The organism is Paenibacillus sp. RC67, assembly GCF_030020805.1.
Taxonomy (GTDB): Bacteria; Bacillota; Bacilli; order Paenibacillales; family NBRC-103111; genus Paenibacillus_S.
Window position 1 is genome coordinate 1,690,131 of sequence record NZ_CP125098.1, and the last position, 15,095, is coordinate 1,705,225.

A 15,095-nucleotide genomic window follows, 5' to 3' on the forward strand; every position below is an offset into this window, starting at 1 on the left:
ATTTAGCTTAGGCGTCCCGCAGAGCATTGGAACGAAGTGCTTCAACTTAGCATGGGAGCCTTATACTCCTTGCAGTTTACGTTTCTCTGCTTTGCGCCGTGCTTCTGATCGCGACAGCCCTAAGGATGCGGCAGCAGTTGCAGCAGCGACGGTCACTCCAGCTGCTCCTATCCAGCTGATGGATGTGAGGGATGCTTGCTCCACGACAACTCCGCCAATGCCAGCGCCTGCTGCCATGGCCAATTGCAGCACAGAGCTGTTCAAGCTGAGCATAATCCCGGAAGCCTCCGGTGCCTGTTGAATCAGATTATATTGTTGGGTCGGCCCAGACGACCAGGCTGAGAAGGACCACAGCACAAGCAGCGGGATCATGAAGGCGGGAGATTGACCAGCAACGGAGATGAGGACCAGAGCTACCGCGTGAACCAGCATGCCCCCGATCAACGTACGGGGAACGCCCCATTTGTCTGTACTGTAGCCCCCGAATTTGGAACCAAGTAAGCTGGCGATACCAAAAGCGAACAACCCTATGCTTACCCCTTGCTCGCTCATGCCGGTAACCGTTAGAAGGAAAGGGGAGATGTAGGTATAAGCAATCGCATAACCAGCGATCCAGAAAAACGTAATAAGCAGTGCCACCGCGATTCTCGGCTCTTTCAGCAGCGCGAGCTGTTTGCCTATCGGCACGGGCTCCTCTCCCTCAGACTTCGGTATAGTGAGGGACACAGCAAGCATGGCGAACAACCCTAGCACGCCAATTCCTCCAAATACCATCTTCCAGTCATAGAAGGAAGCGACGACTCTACCAATCGGAACTCCAACGATCAGTGCGGTTGAAAAACCCATCACAAGAGTAGCGATAGCGCTGCCCTGCTTCTCTGAAGGAGCAAGCTTGGATGCAACCGTCAAGGCGGTAACGACGAATACGCCGGTGCTAAGCGCCAAAATGATACGTGAAGCAACCAGGAAGGCAAACCCCGGTAATAGAACGGCAATTGCATTGCCAATAACGAATACCCCGAGGGAATAGACCAGCAGCTTTCGCCGCTCCATCCGAGATGTGATAGCCATCAGAACAGGAGTCCCAAAGGCATAAGCGAGCGAGAAAACGGTAATGAGCTGACCCGCAGCGGATACGGGAACCCCGATATCTGCTGCAACTTTATCTAAAATTCCTGCAATAATAAATTCCGACGTGCCGACCAGGAAGCTGACAGCCGCAAGCATATAAATTTTCCATGCATAGGACATTATGGTGTTGCTCCTCTCCACTTTTATTATTTTTATATTTCTATAAATATAGAAATAAAGACTAAAAAAATTACTCCAACAAATAGGGTGCATATTTTTGCGCGATCTCACGGTTCACACTGTAATAAATGTACGTACCGTCTTTGCGAAGATCCAGCAGTCCACTATCAGTCAGCTGTTTCAGGTGATGAGACAGTGTTGAGCCGGCGACGGATTCCAGCTTACCCATAATATCTGAGCAGCACAGATTCCTTTCCTCGGTTAGCAGTAAGGCAATTTTGAGCCGGGTTGGTTCCCCAAGTGCTTTGTATACTTTGACGGCTTGCCGAACATCTGCGTTTTCCTCGACCATAGTAACCTCACCTTTGCCCTTAGTTAGATATTTCTATATGTATCGAAATTTAAAATACCACAGTTTTCAGTGGAAGTAAATAACTTATTTTGGAATTGGGCAATTATAAATTTATAAACCTTCTTCTACGAGAGCAGAAGCACTGGGGACATTCCCTTCCTCAGAGTGCAGAAGCAGAATCTCGCCTAGATGGAGATGGAGGGAGGATTCTGCTTCGACAGCCACTATTATAAGGACAGGACTGTCTCCAGCCAACTCCTGCATACGTCAGTCCAACCTTTTACCGGACCTTCCGTAGTCCCCATGCCAAAACCATGCTTCCCGGCTTTATAAGCATGCAGTTCCGCAGAAACACCTGCTTTTCTAAGTGCTAGATAGAAGTTCACACTGTGTTCTGCAGGCGTTGTTGCATCATCATCTGCAACCATAATAAAGCTAATGGGGGTATCCTTGGTAACAAGCTCATCGGTACTATATTTCGTAAGCAATTCGGTAAATATGGCTGGCCTCTGACTTAACCACGCCCTATCAAGCTCCCAACCCTTTGTGGATATAAAAGGATAACAAAGCACAAGAAAGCTAGGCTTTGCACTAAAGCTATCCATAGTATCAACAGGCTCATAAACCGGTTTGTCATAACAGGTTCCTAAGGTAGACGCGAGATGACCGCCTGCAGAAAATCCCATGACGCCAATCTTATCCGGGTTTATTCCAAATCGGGATGCATTGCCGCGAATCATTCTTATGGCTCTTTGAGCGTCCTGAAGCGGAACATCCGATGCATTCCTATGTCCGTCAACTGGCATTCTGTGCTTTAAAACAAACGCCGTTACCCCGAAAGAATTCAGCCATTCTGCGATATCGGTACCCTCCAGATTGAGAACCTGTCTTCTGTAGCCGCCTCCTGGTATAACTAAAAGTGCAACTCCGTTAGGTTTTTCCGGAATATAAGGAATAATGGATGGGGCCGTTACACCCTGAACAATCTTTTTGTATTTATTTTGGTCCCATGGTTCTTCGAAAATAATTTCTTCTATCTCCAAATTCTCAGATCCAGGTGCACCACCTGGAAATAACAAAATTTCATTCTCCATAAAAATCACCCTCCTTGTTCTATCATAATACTTCTTTGGATCATTTTTTACCCTTATTATTTGACTTTCACATCATTCTTGCAAGGTTGGAATACGCCTGCTATTGCAGTTACAATTGTTAAGCCTCACGCGTCTAAATAGTGGTATGAAGCAGGGCAGGGGGCTTTTGAACGCCCAACGGAACAATATACTATTATTTCTGTCTACAAAACAGCAAAAAACGTAAGGCTTCTTGTCTTTAGATATGCTAATGTAATATCGAAGAAACTATGTAGACAGCCTTTTGCACGACAATCCAGATTATCGGGGGCGAATGTGAGGCTCCTGTTGGCTATAAGAAGAAAAAAAGTGTAAATGACCCAACTTTTAATCAAATAAGAGGAGGAACTAAATAATGAGTACGATTTGGTCTACAGTAATGGCAGATTCCTTTATGACAAAATACCCTATCGTTTCCGATATGCCGTTTCAAAAAAGAAGAAGATGGAATTATGAAAACGGATGCGCACTGACTGCGATGGAGCGTTTGTGGCTGAAAACAGGCGATGATAAGTATTATCGTTACATTAAAGAGAACATGGATCTGTTCATCCATGAAGACGGAACGATTGATACCTACGAGTTGAATGAATATAACGTGGATCAAATCAATCAGGGCAAATCCTTATTCTTGTTATATGAAAAAACGGGCGAGGAAAAATATAAAAAAGCTATCGAGCTGCTCGTTACTCAACTGAAAAGTCACCCTCGTACAAGCGAAGGCGGGCTATGGCATAAGAAAATTTATCCGTTCCAAATGTGGCTGGACGGTGTATATATGACATCTCCGCTGCTCGCAGCTTACGCTAAGCTATCCGGTGAGCACGAATGGTATGACGATGTAGCTAACGAGATTTTATTGATGGAAAAGGTTTCCCGCGATCCGGCTACTGGACTTCTCTATCATGGCTGGGATGAGACTAAGGAAGAGCGTTGGGCTAATAAAGAAAACGGCTGCTCTCCTCATTTCTGGGGCCGTGCTATTGGTTGGTACGTAATGGCGATCGTAGACGTGCTCGATTTCTTGCCTTTGGATCATCCAAAACGCGGACAAATCGTCGGGATTTTCCATCGTTTGGCTGGAGCTATCATGCGTTATCAGGATCAAGAATCGGGTCTGTGGTATCAAGTGGTGGATCATGGGGACCGTAAAGGCAACTACTTGGAAGCTTCCGGTTCCTCGATGTTCGTTTGTGCATTAGCCAAAGGCGCACGCAAAGGCTACTTGGGTAAAGACGCCTTGAATGCGGCACGCCGCGGACATGCTGGACTCATCGAACATTGTGTAGGCAAAGACGAGAACGGCAACTGGTATCTCGATCACATTTGCAGTGTGGCAGGCCTTGGGAATAGACCTTACCGTGACGGCTCCTACGCATACTACATCAGCGAGCCTACGCGCAGAGACGATCCGAAAGGCTCAGCTCCGTTCATTATGGCTTGCCTTGAAATTGAAGCTGCGGACGAATAGCAAAAATAATGGTTGCAGCATGAATACAGTACAGGGTTGTCTTTCGGCAAACGTCGAGAGGCAGCTCTTTTTTATTATAGGGAAGCAAAGCGGAGCTACCGGAAAGCTCTTTAACTCAAGGTTAGAACAATTTTCATTTTCATGGTACATTATAAACCGTAAAGTAAATAAAAGTAGGACAAAGGGAGGTGAATACCGCTACATTCAACATGTAACGGTATTTAAATGAGTATCCATATTAACGCCCAAACAGGCGAAATTGCAGAAGCTATCTTATTGCCAGGAGATCCGCTCCGTGCGAAGCATATTGCGGAAACTTACTTGGATAATGTTATTTGTTATAACCAGGTTCGAGGCATGCTCGGATTTACGGGAACGTACAAAGGAAAGCGTATCTCCGTTCAAGGAACTGGCATGGGGATGCCGTCCATCTCGATCTACGCGAATGAATTGATTCGGGATTATGGAGCCAAGAAGCTTATTCGTGTAGGGACTTGCGGTGGAATTCAGCAGGATGTGAAAATTCGTGATGTAATCATCGCCATGACGGCGAGTACAGACTCCAACATGAACAAGCATATTTTTCCTGGATGTGATTATGCCCCTCATGCGGATTTTGAGCTGCTAAGACAAGCCTATCTTGCCGGATTAGAAAAAGGCCTTTCTATAAAAGTCGGAAGCGTCCTGACGGCAGACGCTTTTTATCGGGACAGCATGGATTTGGTCAAAAAGATGGCCGAATACGGCGTACTGGCGGTAGAAATGGAAACTACTGCATTGTACACGATAGCAGCAAAATATGGCGTACAGGCCTTGTCGATTCTCACGGTTAGCGACCATTTGTTCAGCGGTGAAGCAGATACGTCAGCGGAGGAGCGCCAAACAACGTTTAATGATATGATCGTTGTTGCGCTTGAAGCTGCGACTAGTGAAGATTAATATTGTTACTGATATGACTTCCCTCTAACAAAGAATTTTAAAAAGAGCACTTCCCCATTTGGAGGTGCTCTTGCTGTGTCATCATATTGTTAATATTGAGTGCTTTTACCTGCTAGCTATGGCTAACTTGACGGAATTTAATAAAGCTGCCTATACGCCACACACAGATATATACGTATGCCATGACCATGGTCAATACGGTGAATTCGGTATAATCCAGGCCTTTGAAATATTGGGACAAGCCCACCCTGATCAAAATGACCGCGATGATCACGTACTTGAAGTTTTTGTTGCGCTTGGCATAGATCAATCCGTCCTCACGTCTCTCATACCCTGTGTGATAGAGCATAATACTGCCTAGGGCGATTCCGAGAACGCCGGCAATCAGCATCTCCCATATCGCAGGAAGCTGGAACGGATGATTGGGAATATGGGCTAAGGAATTGATTGAAAAGCCGAAAACGACGAGCAGCAGAACCAAGGGGAGCAGCATGCGATAGCCTTTACTCCGTATGGGCTTATTTTGGCGCCGGGATCTGAGCCAGACGACAAGTACAATGACTGCGGCAATGATGATGAATTGGATTAACGTTTGAGTCGTCATAATCTACCCCCAATTTATGTTATTGTGCTAAGTTTGCTTGGGTATTATTCGAGTACTGAAGGAACCCGTTTCAAAGGAGTCAAACTGTCGCCCTGCGCAGCAGAGCATAGGAAACCAATGCATAAAGGATAATCGCCAGCGCCAGACAACCTAGGAATAGGGCAAAGTGTCCGACAAACCAGAGAGCGATTCCTACCCATAGCTTATAATGAGTCAATAGAAGTGCAAGGCTGCTAATCACAATTAATGCAGCGGCTAAGAACGTGAATAATCCTACCAAGCCAAACCGGCGATGGATACTGGAGATGGCAAATCCAAGAAAGTGCTGATGCATCAGGAGAACGAAATAAACCACGAAATGTCCTAACACATTGAAGGTATCAAGCAAAGGCAGGTTGAAGAAATGCATTTTGACCCCCCAGCCATCCGTAGCATTCTCCACAACCGATAATAAGCTCAACAAGAGGGCGGAAACCACATTGATAAGTATCGCGGCTAAGGAAGTGCCTAGAAAATAATCGGTTCTCCGTACGCTCATGCCAAGGGCAAATGGAAAGGTATGAGCCATCGTAACTGCGCCAATGATCGTAATGCTTATGAAAATTGATGAAAGACCTCCGGTATAAAATGACTGTTGGTTATGGATCAAATAGCTTATAAACACATTAATAAGAAAGCTTGAGAGCAGAATGGCCCATGGGAGAAAGAACGATATCCACTTGTCTCTTAAATGCATTTTGATAATGGCTGAAACGCGATTCATCAGGTTTCCACCGCCTTTTTATTGAATTTCCCGTTTGTGAGATGTACGACCAGCTGCTGCAAGGAAACCGGAACAAGCTCCAATCCTTGATCTGCCGCACGCCTCCGCTCTTCATCGCTCAAGCTTCCCATGATGGTAGCCGTAACTAACGCGCCGAACGGCTCGCTTGAGATGATTTGTTTACCGGCTATGAAAGCATCGACTACAGAAGCCGCACCTGCCACGGCAACCGCTTGCCCACGCAGTGAATCCGCTTCTTCGTCAAGAATCAGCTTCCCTTTATCAATGACGATGACATGCTCCAGCATGCGGCTGACTTCATCGATCAGATGGGTAGATAAAATAATCGTCCTTGGATATGCGGCATAATCCTCAAGTAATCGATCATAAAATAAGCCTCTTGCAACGGCATCAAGCCCCAAATATGGCTCATCGAATATAGTTAGAGGTGCCCGGCTTGCCAAGCCGATAACAATACCTACGGAGGAGAGCATTCCTCTCGACAGCTTCTTGATTCTTCGCTTCAGAGGAAGCTGAAATTCCTCGATGAGGGAATAGGCAAATTCCTCATCCCAATTCGGAAAGAGGGTTGGAGCAAGCTTCATGATGTCTTCAATCCGATAGTGCTCCGGATATTTCTGGCTTTCCTTGATAAAGCAGATTTGACTCAGAACACCGTTGTTCTCATAAGGAGCTTCCCCGAACACTTTCACATCTCCGTGCGTAGGAAACAGCTGTGCTGTGATCATATGCATGATCGTCGTCTTTCCGGCGCCGTTCCTTCCGAGCAGCCCGTAAATTTTGCCGGATTCGATGACAAAACTGATATTATCAACCGCTTTGACGCTGCCATATGATTTGCTAAGTCCTTGAACCTCAACAACATAACTCATGAATAGGCATCTCCTTTCCGGATCATCTCCGTCAATTGCTCCTTCGTTATCCCAAGCTTCTCCGCTTCCCGGATCATTGTCACGACAAACTGCTCATAAAACTGATGCTTCCGCTTTTCCAGCAATTCTTCACGGGCTCCCGTCGATACAAACATACCGATCCCTCGCTTCTTGTACAAAATTCCTTGATCCACCAACAGATTGACACCTTTAGCAGCCGTTGCCGGGTTGATCTGGTAAAAGGCGGCGAATTGATTCGTTGAAGGAACCTGCGATTCTTCGGGCAGCCGCCCTTCTACGATGTCGTCCTCGATTTTTTCGGCGATCTGCACGAAGATCGGACGGCTGTCATCTATTATCAACCCCATAATGTATTCACCAACTCTCCATTACCAAACTGGTTAATTACTCATGTAACTAACTATATAAGCGAGAGGCATATTTGTCAATGGTCATTAGACTATAGAATAAATCTATGGATCTAAATATTTTACATAGATAAAATTAACATAACCTTTAGTTTCAGATAACATATCTCATTACTTAAGCTAGTAAACTGAAACTAGTTTTGTAATAAATGGGTGTACAACTGAGAGCATAGAGGGGATTGTTTTTGATGCGTAATCGTTTAGGGCGACTATTGAACTTGAAGGCTGTGAGTGGCGCTGCACAACTGACCGTTCGAAAAAAATTAATTAGTTCTTTCCTGGTCATAATCATAATGCTGTTGATTGTAGGAGCAACCGCTATGAGTCGGATGTCCTTAATGCAGCAGGAAATGAATGAAATTACAGGTTCATGGATGGCCGGGATTAAAACCATTAACCAGATTAACCTTCTGGGGAAACATATGCTGGCTCTTCAAGCCACAATGATCATGGAGCCAAGTGATGACAAGAAGAAGATGTTCATGCCGGAATCGGGTACTATCTTCAAGCAAATTGACGATCTTCTTGAGCTGTACGGACAGCGAGCCGGAAATCAGGAAGACCAAGAGCATTTGGAAAAGCTGCAGCAGCGGTGGTCCGAATACAAAAACGTGTACTCAGATTCCTTTGTAATGGCTAACAGAGTCAACTTCGTTGAAGGGGCTGGTGCCTATGCAAGTCAAATTACAGCTATGCTAACCAAATCAGAGCAAGCCTATAAAGCTATGCAGCAGGAGATCGATACATTAGTTAAGCTGAATGAGGACGGTGCGCAGGCGTCTACTCGACAGAGCCAGCAGTTGTATGACAGCGCGGTGAGAGGGATCGGGATCACAATGCTGCTTACGGTTATCGTATCGATCGTAACAGCAGTCGTGATGGCGGGCAACGTGGCTAATCCCGTCCGGCAGGTGTCAGAAGCTCTTCAGCATATTGCCCAGGGGAACCTGTCCCGTGCCTCTCTACAAGTCAATAATCGGGATGAAATCGGACAGCTCGTGCATTCTCTGAATCAGATGAGGGTGCAACTGCGGACCACCATATTGCATATTCATGATGCCTCGAATGCGGTGGCTGCTTCTTCTGAGCAGCTTCTCAGCTATAGTGAGCACAATGCTCAAGCTGCTGGAGAGGTTAGCGAATCGATTCGAATCGTAGCCATTGGATCGGAGCATCAAATGGCTAGCGCAGGCGAGACTGGACAATCGATTGAAGCCATGACTGAAGGCGTACGGCTTATAGCCGAGTCTACTACAGAAGTGTCCGACGTCGCCGCGGAAGCTTCCCTGCAGGCCCAGGAAGGCCATGCATCGATGCAATTGGCTATGGATGCCATGCGTAATATTAGTTCTGTTGTGATGCGTGCGGAGCAAGGGATGAAGCAGCTTGGAGAACACTCGCAGCAAATCGGCGGCATTGTTCAACTGATCGGTGAGCTGGCCAGTCAGACGAGTCTGCTTGCCTTGAATGCGGCTATTGAATCGGCGAGAGCAGGAGAGCATGGTCGAGGCTTTGCTGTAGTTGCCAGCGAAGTGCGGAAGCTATCGGACCAATCGGCCAAAGCGGGTCAGCATATCGCCGGCATTATTAGAGTGGTGCAAGCCGACACCCATAAAGTAGCAGAGACTATGAAGCAAGGGATGCACGAAGCGGAGATCGGATTAGCTTCTATGACCCATGCAGAATCATCCTTCACAGATATTGTGCAAAGTGCTGAAGAGGTGAGCACGAATATTCAACAGATTTCCCATGCGGCTCAAAGGCTTGCAGACAGCGCTGAGCATGCTCATGCCTCCATTAAGGAAATGAATCAATCGGCCCAGCATTCAGCCACTGCCGCTCAATCCGTTGTGACAGTTACGGACAGGCAGCTTGAATCTGTGAACGATTTGGCTCAATCGGCGAATGCATTGAGTGCGATATCTCAAAATTTGCGTCAGCAGGTCAAGATGTTTACTGTGTGAAAAAATCCCAAAATAAGCCTTGGAATAGGATTGACAGTGATGGCAAATAAGCCTATATTGATTTTAGTATCCTTTTCGTGTGCGCACACGAAAAGAGGTTTTGGATATTATGCGCACTGTTCTAGGAGGAGCTATGGGAGTTACGATTAAAGAAATTGCAGTCCTCTGTGGGGTATCTCCCGGTACCGTGGATCGCGCCCTGAACCATCGGCCAGGAATCAGCGAGAAGACCAAGGCTCGAATATTGAAGGTTGCCGAGCAAATGAACTATCAGCCTGATCACATGGCGAGAAGCTTAGCTAAGGGGCGAACGATGACCATCGGCGTTGTGCTGTTCGATCTGTACAACCGATCGTTTTCACAGCTGATGAATTCGATAGAAGCGGCTTCCAGACAGCAAGGCTACTTTGTCGATCTGGTGCTCACGAATAAAGACCCGGAGAACGAGAAGAAGTGCATCGAGCACTTACTCCTTCGCAAGGTGGATGGCATTATCATCTTTGCTATTAACCAAGGAGAAGCATTCAACGCTTATTTAAAAAGCTTGAGCATCCCCATCGTCACAATATGCAACTATGTGTCCGACGAATGGAGCTACATCGGTATCGATGACCGGCAGGCGATGAAAGAGGCCGTTCGCTATATTTGCGAGAAGCGATACGAGCGTTTCATCTATGTATGCCCGCCGCTATCTTATCGCGGAAGGACGAACATTTTCACGCAGGAGGAACGGCTTGCTGGCTGCCTGGAAGGGCTAAAGGAAAGCGGGATCGAGCAATTGCCGATCATCATCACGAATAAAGATTACATCGGGGCTATAAGTCAGCTTGACCTCGCGGGCAATTCGAAGACGGCCATTATATGCTCTTGCGATATTTACGCTTTGGAAGTAATGAATCATTTGAAAAGCAGAGGCCTCCGCATTCCAGATGATGTAGGGCTCATGGGCTTCGATAACATCGACGTATTGAAGTACGTCTCGCCTGCCTTAACTACAGTGGAATATGCTGTAGAGGAATTCGGCTCCAGAGCCATTCAATGCATGATCGAGCAGATCGAGCAAGGTACCTGTACACCTGTGCCGCTGCTGCCGTATCAAATCATTACCGGTGAATCCATTTGATCCCGGTAAATTTTTCGGCTTTTATCGTGTGCGCACACGGAAACGGGTGAAGGAGCATAATCAACCCTCAGGGGCACTCTTTTTCCCTAAACCGTGTACGCACACGGCCCAAATACAATGACATTTCTAAGGAGGATGTACACTTATGAGCAGCAGCAAAGCAACGATGATTTTAGATAAGGATTTCATTATTTCATCCATCGATAAAAGAATTTACGGGTCGTTCATTGAGCACTTGGGCCGTGCGGTTTACGAAGGTATTTATGAGCCGGGGCACCCGCTCGCCGACGAGCAGGGCTTCCGTAAGGATGTCATTGAACTGGTGCAAGAGCTGAATGTGCCGATAGTACGTTACCCTGGCGGTAACTTTGTGTCCGGCTACAATTGGGAGGATGGAGTAGGTCCCCTGGAGAATAGACCACGTCGGTTGGAGCTCGCATGGAGAACTATTGAAACGAATGAAGTGGGCACGAACGAGTTTGCTGATTGGGCGAAGAAGGCCAATACCGAAGTGAATATGGCGGTCAACCTCGGAACACGCGGCATCGATGCAGCAAGAAATCTGGTAGAGTACTGCAACCATCCATCCGGATCGTATTGGAGTGACTTGCGGATATCTCACGGCTATAAGGAGCCGCATAAATTCAAGACTTGGTGCTTAGGCAACGAGATGGACGGTCCATGGCAGATCGGGCATAAAACCGCCGAGGAATACGGGCGTATCGCCTGCGAAGCGGCAAAGGTCATGAAATGGGTGGACCCTACCATTGAGCTTGTAGCATGCGGGAGCTCCAGCAGAGGAATGAAGACCTTTGCCGATTGGGAAGCGACGGTATTGGATCATACCTATGACCATGTAGAATACATTTCGCTACATACTTATTACGGCAATAAAGATAACGATACGGCTAACTTCGTAGCCCGTTCCCTTGATATGGATGCGTTCATCCGCTCGGTAACCGCTATTTGCGACTACGTGAAGGCTAAAAAACGGAGCAAGAAGACGATCAATCTATCTTTTGACGAATGGAATGTATGGTACCATTCTCATGATGCTGATCGAAAGCTGGACCCATGGCAAATTGCCCCGCCACAGTTGGAGGATGTGTACACATTTGAGGATGCAATCCTTGTAGGCTGCATGCTGATTACTTTGCTCAAGCACGCTGACCGCGTCAAAATTGCCTGCATGGCACAGCTGGTGAACGTAATCGCCCCTATCATGACCCAAAAGGGCGGCGAAGCTTGGAAGCAAACGATTTTCTACCCATACATGCATACTTCCGTGTATGGCAGAGGCGTGGCGCTTAATCCTATTGTTTCGTCTCCAAAGTACGATAGTAAAGATTTCACGGACGTTCCGTATTTGGAATCGACCGCTGTGTACAATGAAGAGAAGGATGAGCTGGTCATCTTCGCCGTCAACCGTCATTTGAGCGAATCCTTATTGCTGGAATGCGATATCCGCAACTTCAAGGATTACCAAGTAGTTGAGCATATCGTGCTTGAAGACAATGATGTCAAAGCAAGAAATACGGTGACTCACACCAATCGTGTAGCGCCTCATAACCGCGGCAACGCTCAAGTTAAAGACGGTATTATCGAATCCTTATTACCGAAGTTTTCTTGGAATGTCATCCGCTTGGCTAAGCAACAACACTAATCTATTAATCTATCGATTATACAACAAAGGACAGGTCGCTTTCTGCGAGCTTGTCCTTTTTCACTTCTCACCCCTGAGCAACCATAGCGGTTCTGCGATACTCACTTGGCGTCATCCCGGTCCATTTCTTGAACATCCGGTTGAATGACGTAGTGTTCCTGTAGCCGATCTGTTGACCTACGTCATTAATGCTTGTATCGGTGCTGGACAATAGCTCCTGGGCTTTGCGGATCCGGATATCATTCAAGTGATCGCTGAAGTTCGTTCCGGTCTTCTCCTTGATGTACACAGATAAATAGGCACTCGACATATTGAGCTTATCCGCCAAGAAATCGAGAGATAGCTCTTCACCATACTGGGTATGAAGAATATCCATAACGAAGGTAATGATCGGGTCACTTTCCCCCTTTTTCTCCGTAATCAGGGAGGCTGCGAGCTCGAACATTTCGCTGTATACCTTCTTATATTCCTCTAACGTACAGCATTCCTTTAATTGCTGCATCAATGGTTTAAGCGGCCACGAGTCTCCCTGCTCAATTTTGTAAATATCCATGAACTTCCATACTTTCGCTTCGATGGATTCAGCAAATAATGTAAACTGCGTTACGCTGGCCTCTTTGCCATACATATCGTCGAGAAATCTTCCGATAAGCGTTATAGAGCCTGCCTCATCCCCTGCCTGAAGGCAGGCGTTCAGTTCCTGATCCTGGGCAGGGCTTAAAGTAAAGGTAGCGGGAAGAAGGCGACTTCCGAACATGATCTGGGTCTCTTCCACCAGCTTAGCCTGTCGGACAATCTCCAATACTTGGCGGTAAGCATGATTGAACTGTGACGAATGCTCGAACCAAGAGCTAACGGCTACGGTAAACAGGCTGTACTTGCTGTCCCGATCGAACACGACTTTAAGCTCCTGCAGCACCTCTTCCATTATGTCGCTTTCATATCGGCCGTTAATGACCGTCAATATTTGATTCTTCTCCATTTGAAACGTATGGCAACCCGGGATTTTCTCCGAGAAAATAAGCGAAATATGTTCCTTGAAGTAATAGGCAGCACGATCTTTTTTCAATATCGTATCATCGAAGGAGCCGCTTCGGAACCGGAGCATGAAGAGTACGATCGTAAAGCTTTCCTCTGCTGCAATAAAACCTTTCCATTCGTTAATGTCTGTATTGATGCTTTTCAGCTTATTGATGTAATTATAGCTTTTGAGTATCGACTGCTTGCTGGACAGCTCGGTCTGAATCGTGTTCTTCTCGGACGCCAGATCGAGAATTTTTTGATGAATAAAGGCAAATTCACTGATAGAGCTGGTCAGGTCAGCGGATTGCCCGTTCACGATAGATGAGATTAACTGTTTGACCGGTCGATGAATCCGTTTGCTGTAGAAAAAAGAGACAACCAACGCGATGGCCAGCGACATGATGAAGATGACCAGCAAAGTGACCATCAGGCGATTTAACTGAGCTGCCATAGCGGCATTGGGCACAGCGGTAATGTAAGTCAGTCCTTCACTGTCTTTTTCCTTAAAATAATAAATGCCGTTCTTCAACTCGTAATCAAGACCGGAGGAGAAGATAGGGAACTGAGAAGCTGACGTGTCCTTAGACGATTGATATAAAACGGATTTGTCTTTATCCAAAATGATGAATTGACGTGCCTCATCTTTATCGTCAAAGAAAGCCTGCTGAGCTTTGTTAATATCCAAAAAAGCCGTAACCATATAGCTGCTGTCCGGAAGCTTGAAGCTGATGGGGAGCAGTTCTTTCTTGTCCGGCATGTTCCAGGTGGTCTGAAACCCGGAGGCAGGCAGCAGGTTGAAATTAGATTTCTGGCTCAGCTGAGAGTTCCAGAACGACAAAGGATAGATCCCGCTCGTATACAGCAGATTGAATTGATCCTCCGCATCGCTGCTGCCTTCTTTATCCAGGGTAAAGGAGTTAGTGCCGTAGTACACCATAATATTGTCCAGAAACAACTGCGGATTGTAGACCTCTGCACGCAAAGCTTCTATGATTTTTTTCCCTTGAAGATAGTTGACTTCCAGATCCCTTTTGGACAATAGCTGCCGGTTAAATCCGGTAACATCCGTGTCATTGTAAACCTTATATAAAACGGACTTGATTCGAGCAAAATGGGTGTTGTAGCGTTCCGCTGTATTTTGCAGGCTGAGTCGGTTGAAGCGGATAAGCTCATCCTGATACTTGCTTTTAAAGAAGGCAAACGCAACCATGTTGAACGTGAAGAACAACAGAATGATGACCAAAAAGCTAATAAGGATGGTTAAAAACAAAGATGTTTTTTTGGTTTGAATTCGTTTCATTCGAGAGACCCCTTTGGCAACGTTGGTTGTTCTTTCTATTCTACAGGATGCGGTTAGCACAGGGAAGGAACAAGATTTTAGATTGTTATCATTTTTTTAGAAACCAAGGTAAAGCCCGAAAACAAAAGAAAAGACAATAGTCAGAGCGTGCCTGAACGTCGTATGATCCGAAACAGGAACAGACCACC

The 15,095-nt window shown here is 46.4% G+C and carries 13 protein-coding genes; 5 read left to right on the forward strand and 8 right to left on the reverse strand.

Annotated features, from left to right (window positions below):
- Positions 1-60: 60 nt before the first annotated feature.
- From QMA13_RS07630 to QMA13_RS07640, 3 genes are all read right to left on the reverse strand, one after another.
- A complete protein-coding gene (locus QMA13_RS07630) occupies positions 61-1,251 on the reverse strand; it encodes an MFS transporter (RefSeq protein ID WP_282940639.1) in 1,191 nt (396 codons plus the stop codon).
- 70 nt (positions 1,252-1,321) lie between these two features.
- Positions 1,322-1,603 carry an ArsR/SmtB family transcription factor gene (locus QMA13_RS07635; RefSeq protein ID WP_282940640.1) on the reverse strand — a complete coding sequence of 94 codons (282 nt, stop codon included), beginning with the start codon at positions 1,601-1,603 and terminating at the stop codon, positions 1,322-1,324.
- 227 nt (positions 1,604-1,830) lie between these two features.
- On the reverse strand, positions 1,831-2,697 hold the full coding sequence (locus QMA13_RS07640; protein WP_282940642.1) for an alpha/beta hydrolase: 867 nt from the start codon (positions 2,695-2,697) through the stop codon (positions 1,831-1,833).
- Between the two features lie 394 nt (positions 2,698-3,091).
- Between QMA13_RS07640 and QMA13_RS07645 the strand changes: the two genes are divergently transcribed.
- Entirely contained in the window at positions 3,092-4,207 is a 1,116-nt protein-coding gene (locus QMA13_RS07645) for a glycoside hydrolase family 88/105 protein (protein ID WP_282940644.1), read from the forward strand.
- Between the two features lie 225 nt (positions 4,208-4,432).
- Positions 4,433-5,146, forward strand: coding sequence for a purine-nucleoside phosphorylase (deoD, locus tag QMA13_RS07650; protein ID WP_282940645.1), 714 nt, complete (start codon positions 4,433-4,435; stop codon positions 5,144-5,146).
- A 112-nt stretch (positions 5,147-5,258) separates the two neighbouring features.
- Here the strand turns inward: deoD and QMA13_RS07655 are convergent, their stop codons facing one another.
- The 4 genes from QMA13_RS07655 to QMA13_RS07670 form a co-directional block, all read right to left on the reverse strand.
- The gene (locus tag QMA13_RS07655; RefSeq protein ID WP_282940647.1) at positions 5,259-5,750 is read right to left on the reverse strand and encodes a CcdC protein domain-containing protein; all 492 of its coding nucleotides are present in this window, start codon (positions 5,748-5,750) and stop codon (positions 5,259-5,261) included.
- A 79-nt stretch (positions 5,751-5,829) separates the two neighbouring features.
- On the reverse strand, positions 5,830-6,513 hold the full coding sequence (locus tag QMA13_RS07660) for a hypothetical protein (protein ID WP_282940649.1): 684 nt from the start codon (positions 6,511-6,513) through the stop codon (positions 5,830-5,832).
- Entirely contained in the window at positions 6,513-7,406 is an 894-nt protein-coding gene (locus QMA13_RS07665) for an ABC transporter ATP-binding protein (protein WP_282940651.1), read from the reverse strand. Before QMA13_RS07665 ends, QMA13_RS07660 begins: the two co-directional genes overlap by 1 nt.
- Positions 7,403-7,774 carry a GntR family transcriptional regulator gene (locus QMA13_RS07670; RefSeq protein WP_282940652.1) on the reverse strand — a complete coding sequence of 124 codons (372 nt, stop codon included), beginning with the start codon at positions 7,772-7,774 and terminating at the stop codon, positions 7,403-7,405. The genes QMA13_RS07665 and QMA13_RS07670 overlap by 4 nt, the downstream gene beginning before the upstream one ends.
- Positions 7,775-8,022: 248 nt before the next feature.
- Here QMA13_RS07670 and QMA13_RS07675 point away from each other — a divergent pair, with 248 nt between their 5' ends.
- The 3 genes from QMA13_RS07675 to arfA all read left to right on the forward strand — a co-directional run bounded on the left by QMA13_RS07675 (position 8,023) and on the right by arfA (position 12,584).
- Entirely contained in the window at positions 8,023-9,798 is a 1,776-nt protein-coding gene (locus QMA13_RS07675) for a methyl-accepting chemotaxis protein (protein WP_282940654.1), read from the forward strand.
- A gap of 109 nt (positions 9,799-9,907) precedes the next feature.
- Positions 9,908-10,921 carry a LacI family DNA-binding transcriptional regulator gene (locus QMA13_RS07680; protein WP_282940656.1) on the forward strand — a complete coding sequence of 338 codons (1,014 nt, stop codon included), beginning with the start codon at positions 9,908-9,910 and terminating at the stop codon, positions 10,919-10,921.
- A gap of 145 nt (positions 10,922-11,066) precedes the next feature.
- Positions 11,067-12,584, forward strand: a complete 1,518-nt coding sequence (arfA, locus tag QMA13_RS07685; protein WP_282940658.1) for an arabinosylfuranosidase ArfA — start codon at positions 11,067-11,069, stop codon at positions 12,582-12,584.
- 67 nt (positions 12,585-12,651) lie between these two features.
- Here arfA and QMA13_RS07690 read toward each other — a convergent pair whose 3' ends face one another.
- Positions 12,652-14,907 carry an AraC family transcriptional regulator gene (locus QMA13_RS07690; RefSeq protein ID WP_282940659.1) on the reverse strand — a complete coding sequence of 752 codons (2,256 nt, stop codon included), beginning with the start codon at positions 14,905-14,907 and terminating at the stop codon, positions 12,652-12,654.
- Positions 14,908-15,095 lie beyond the last annotated feature (188 nt).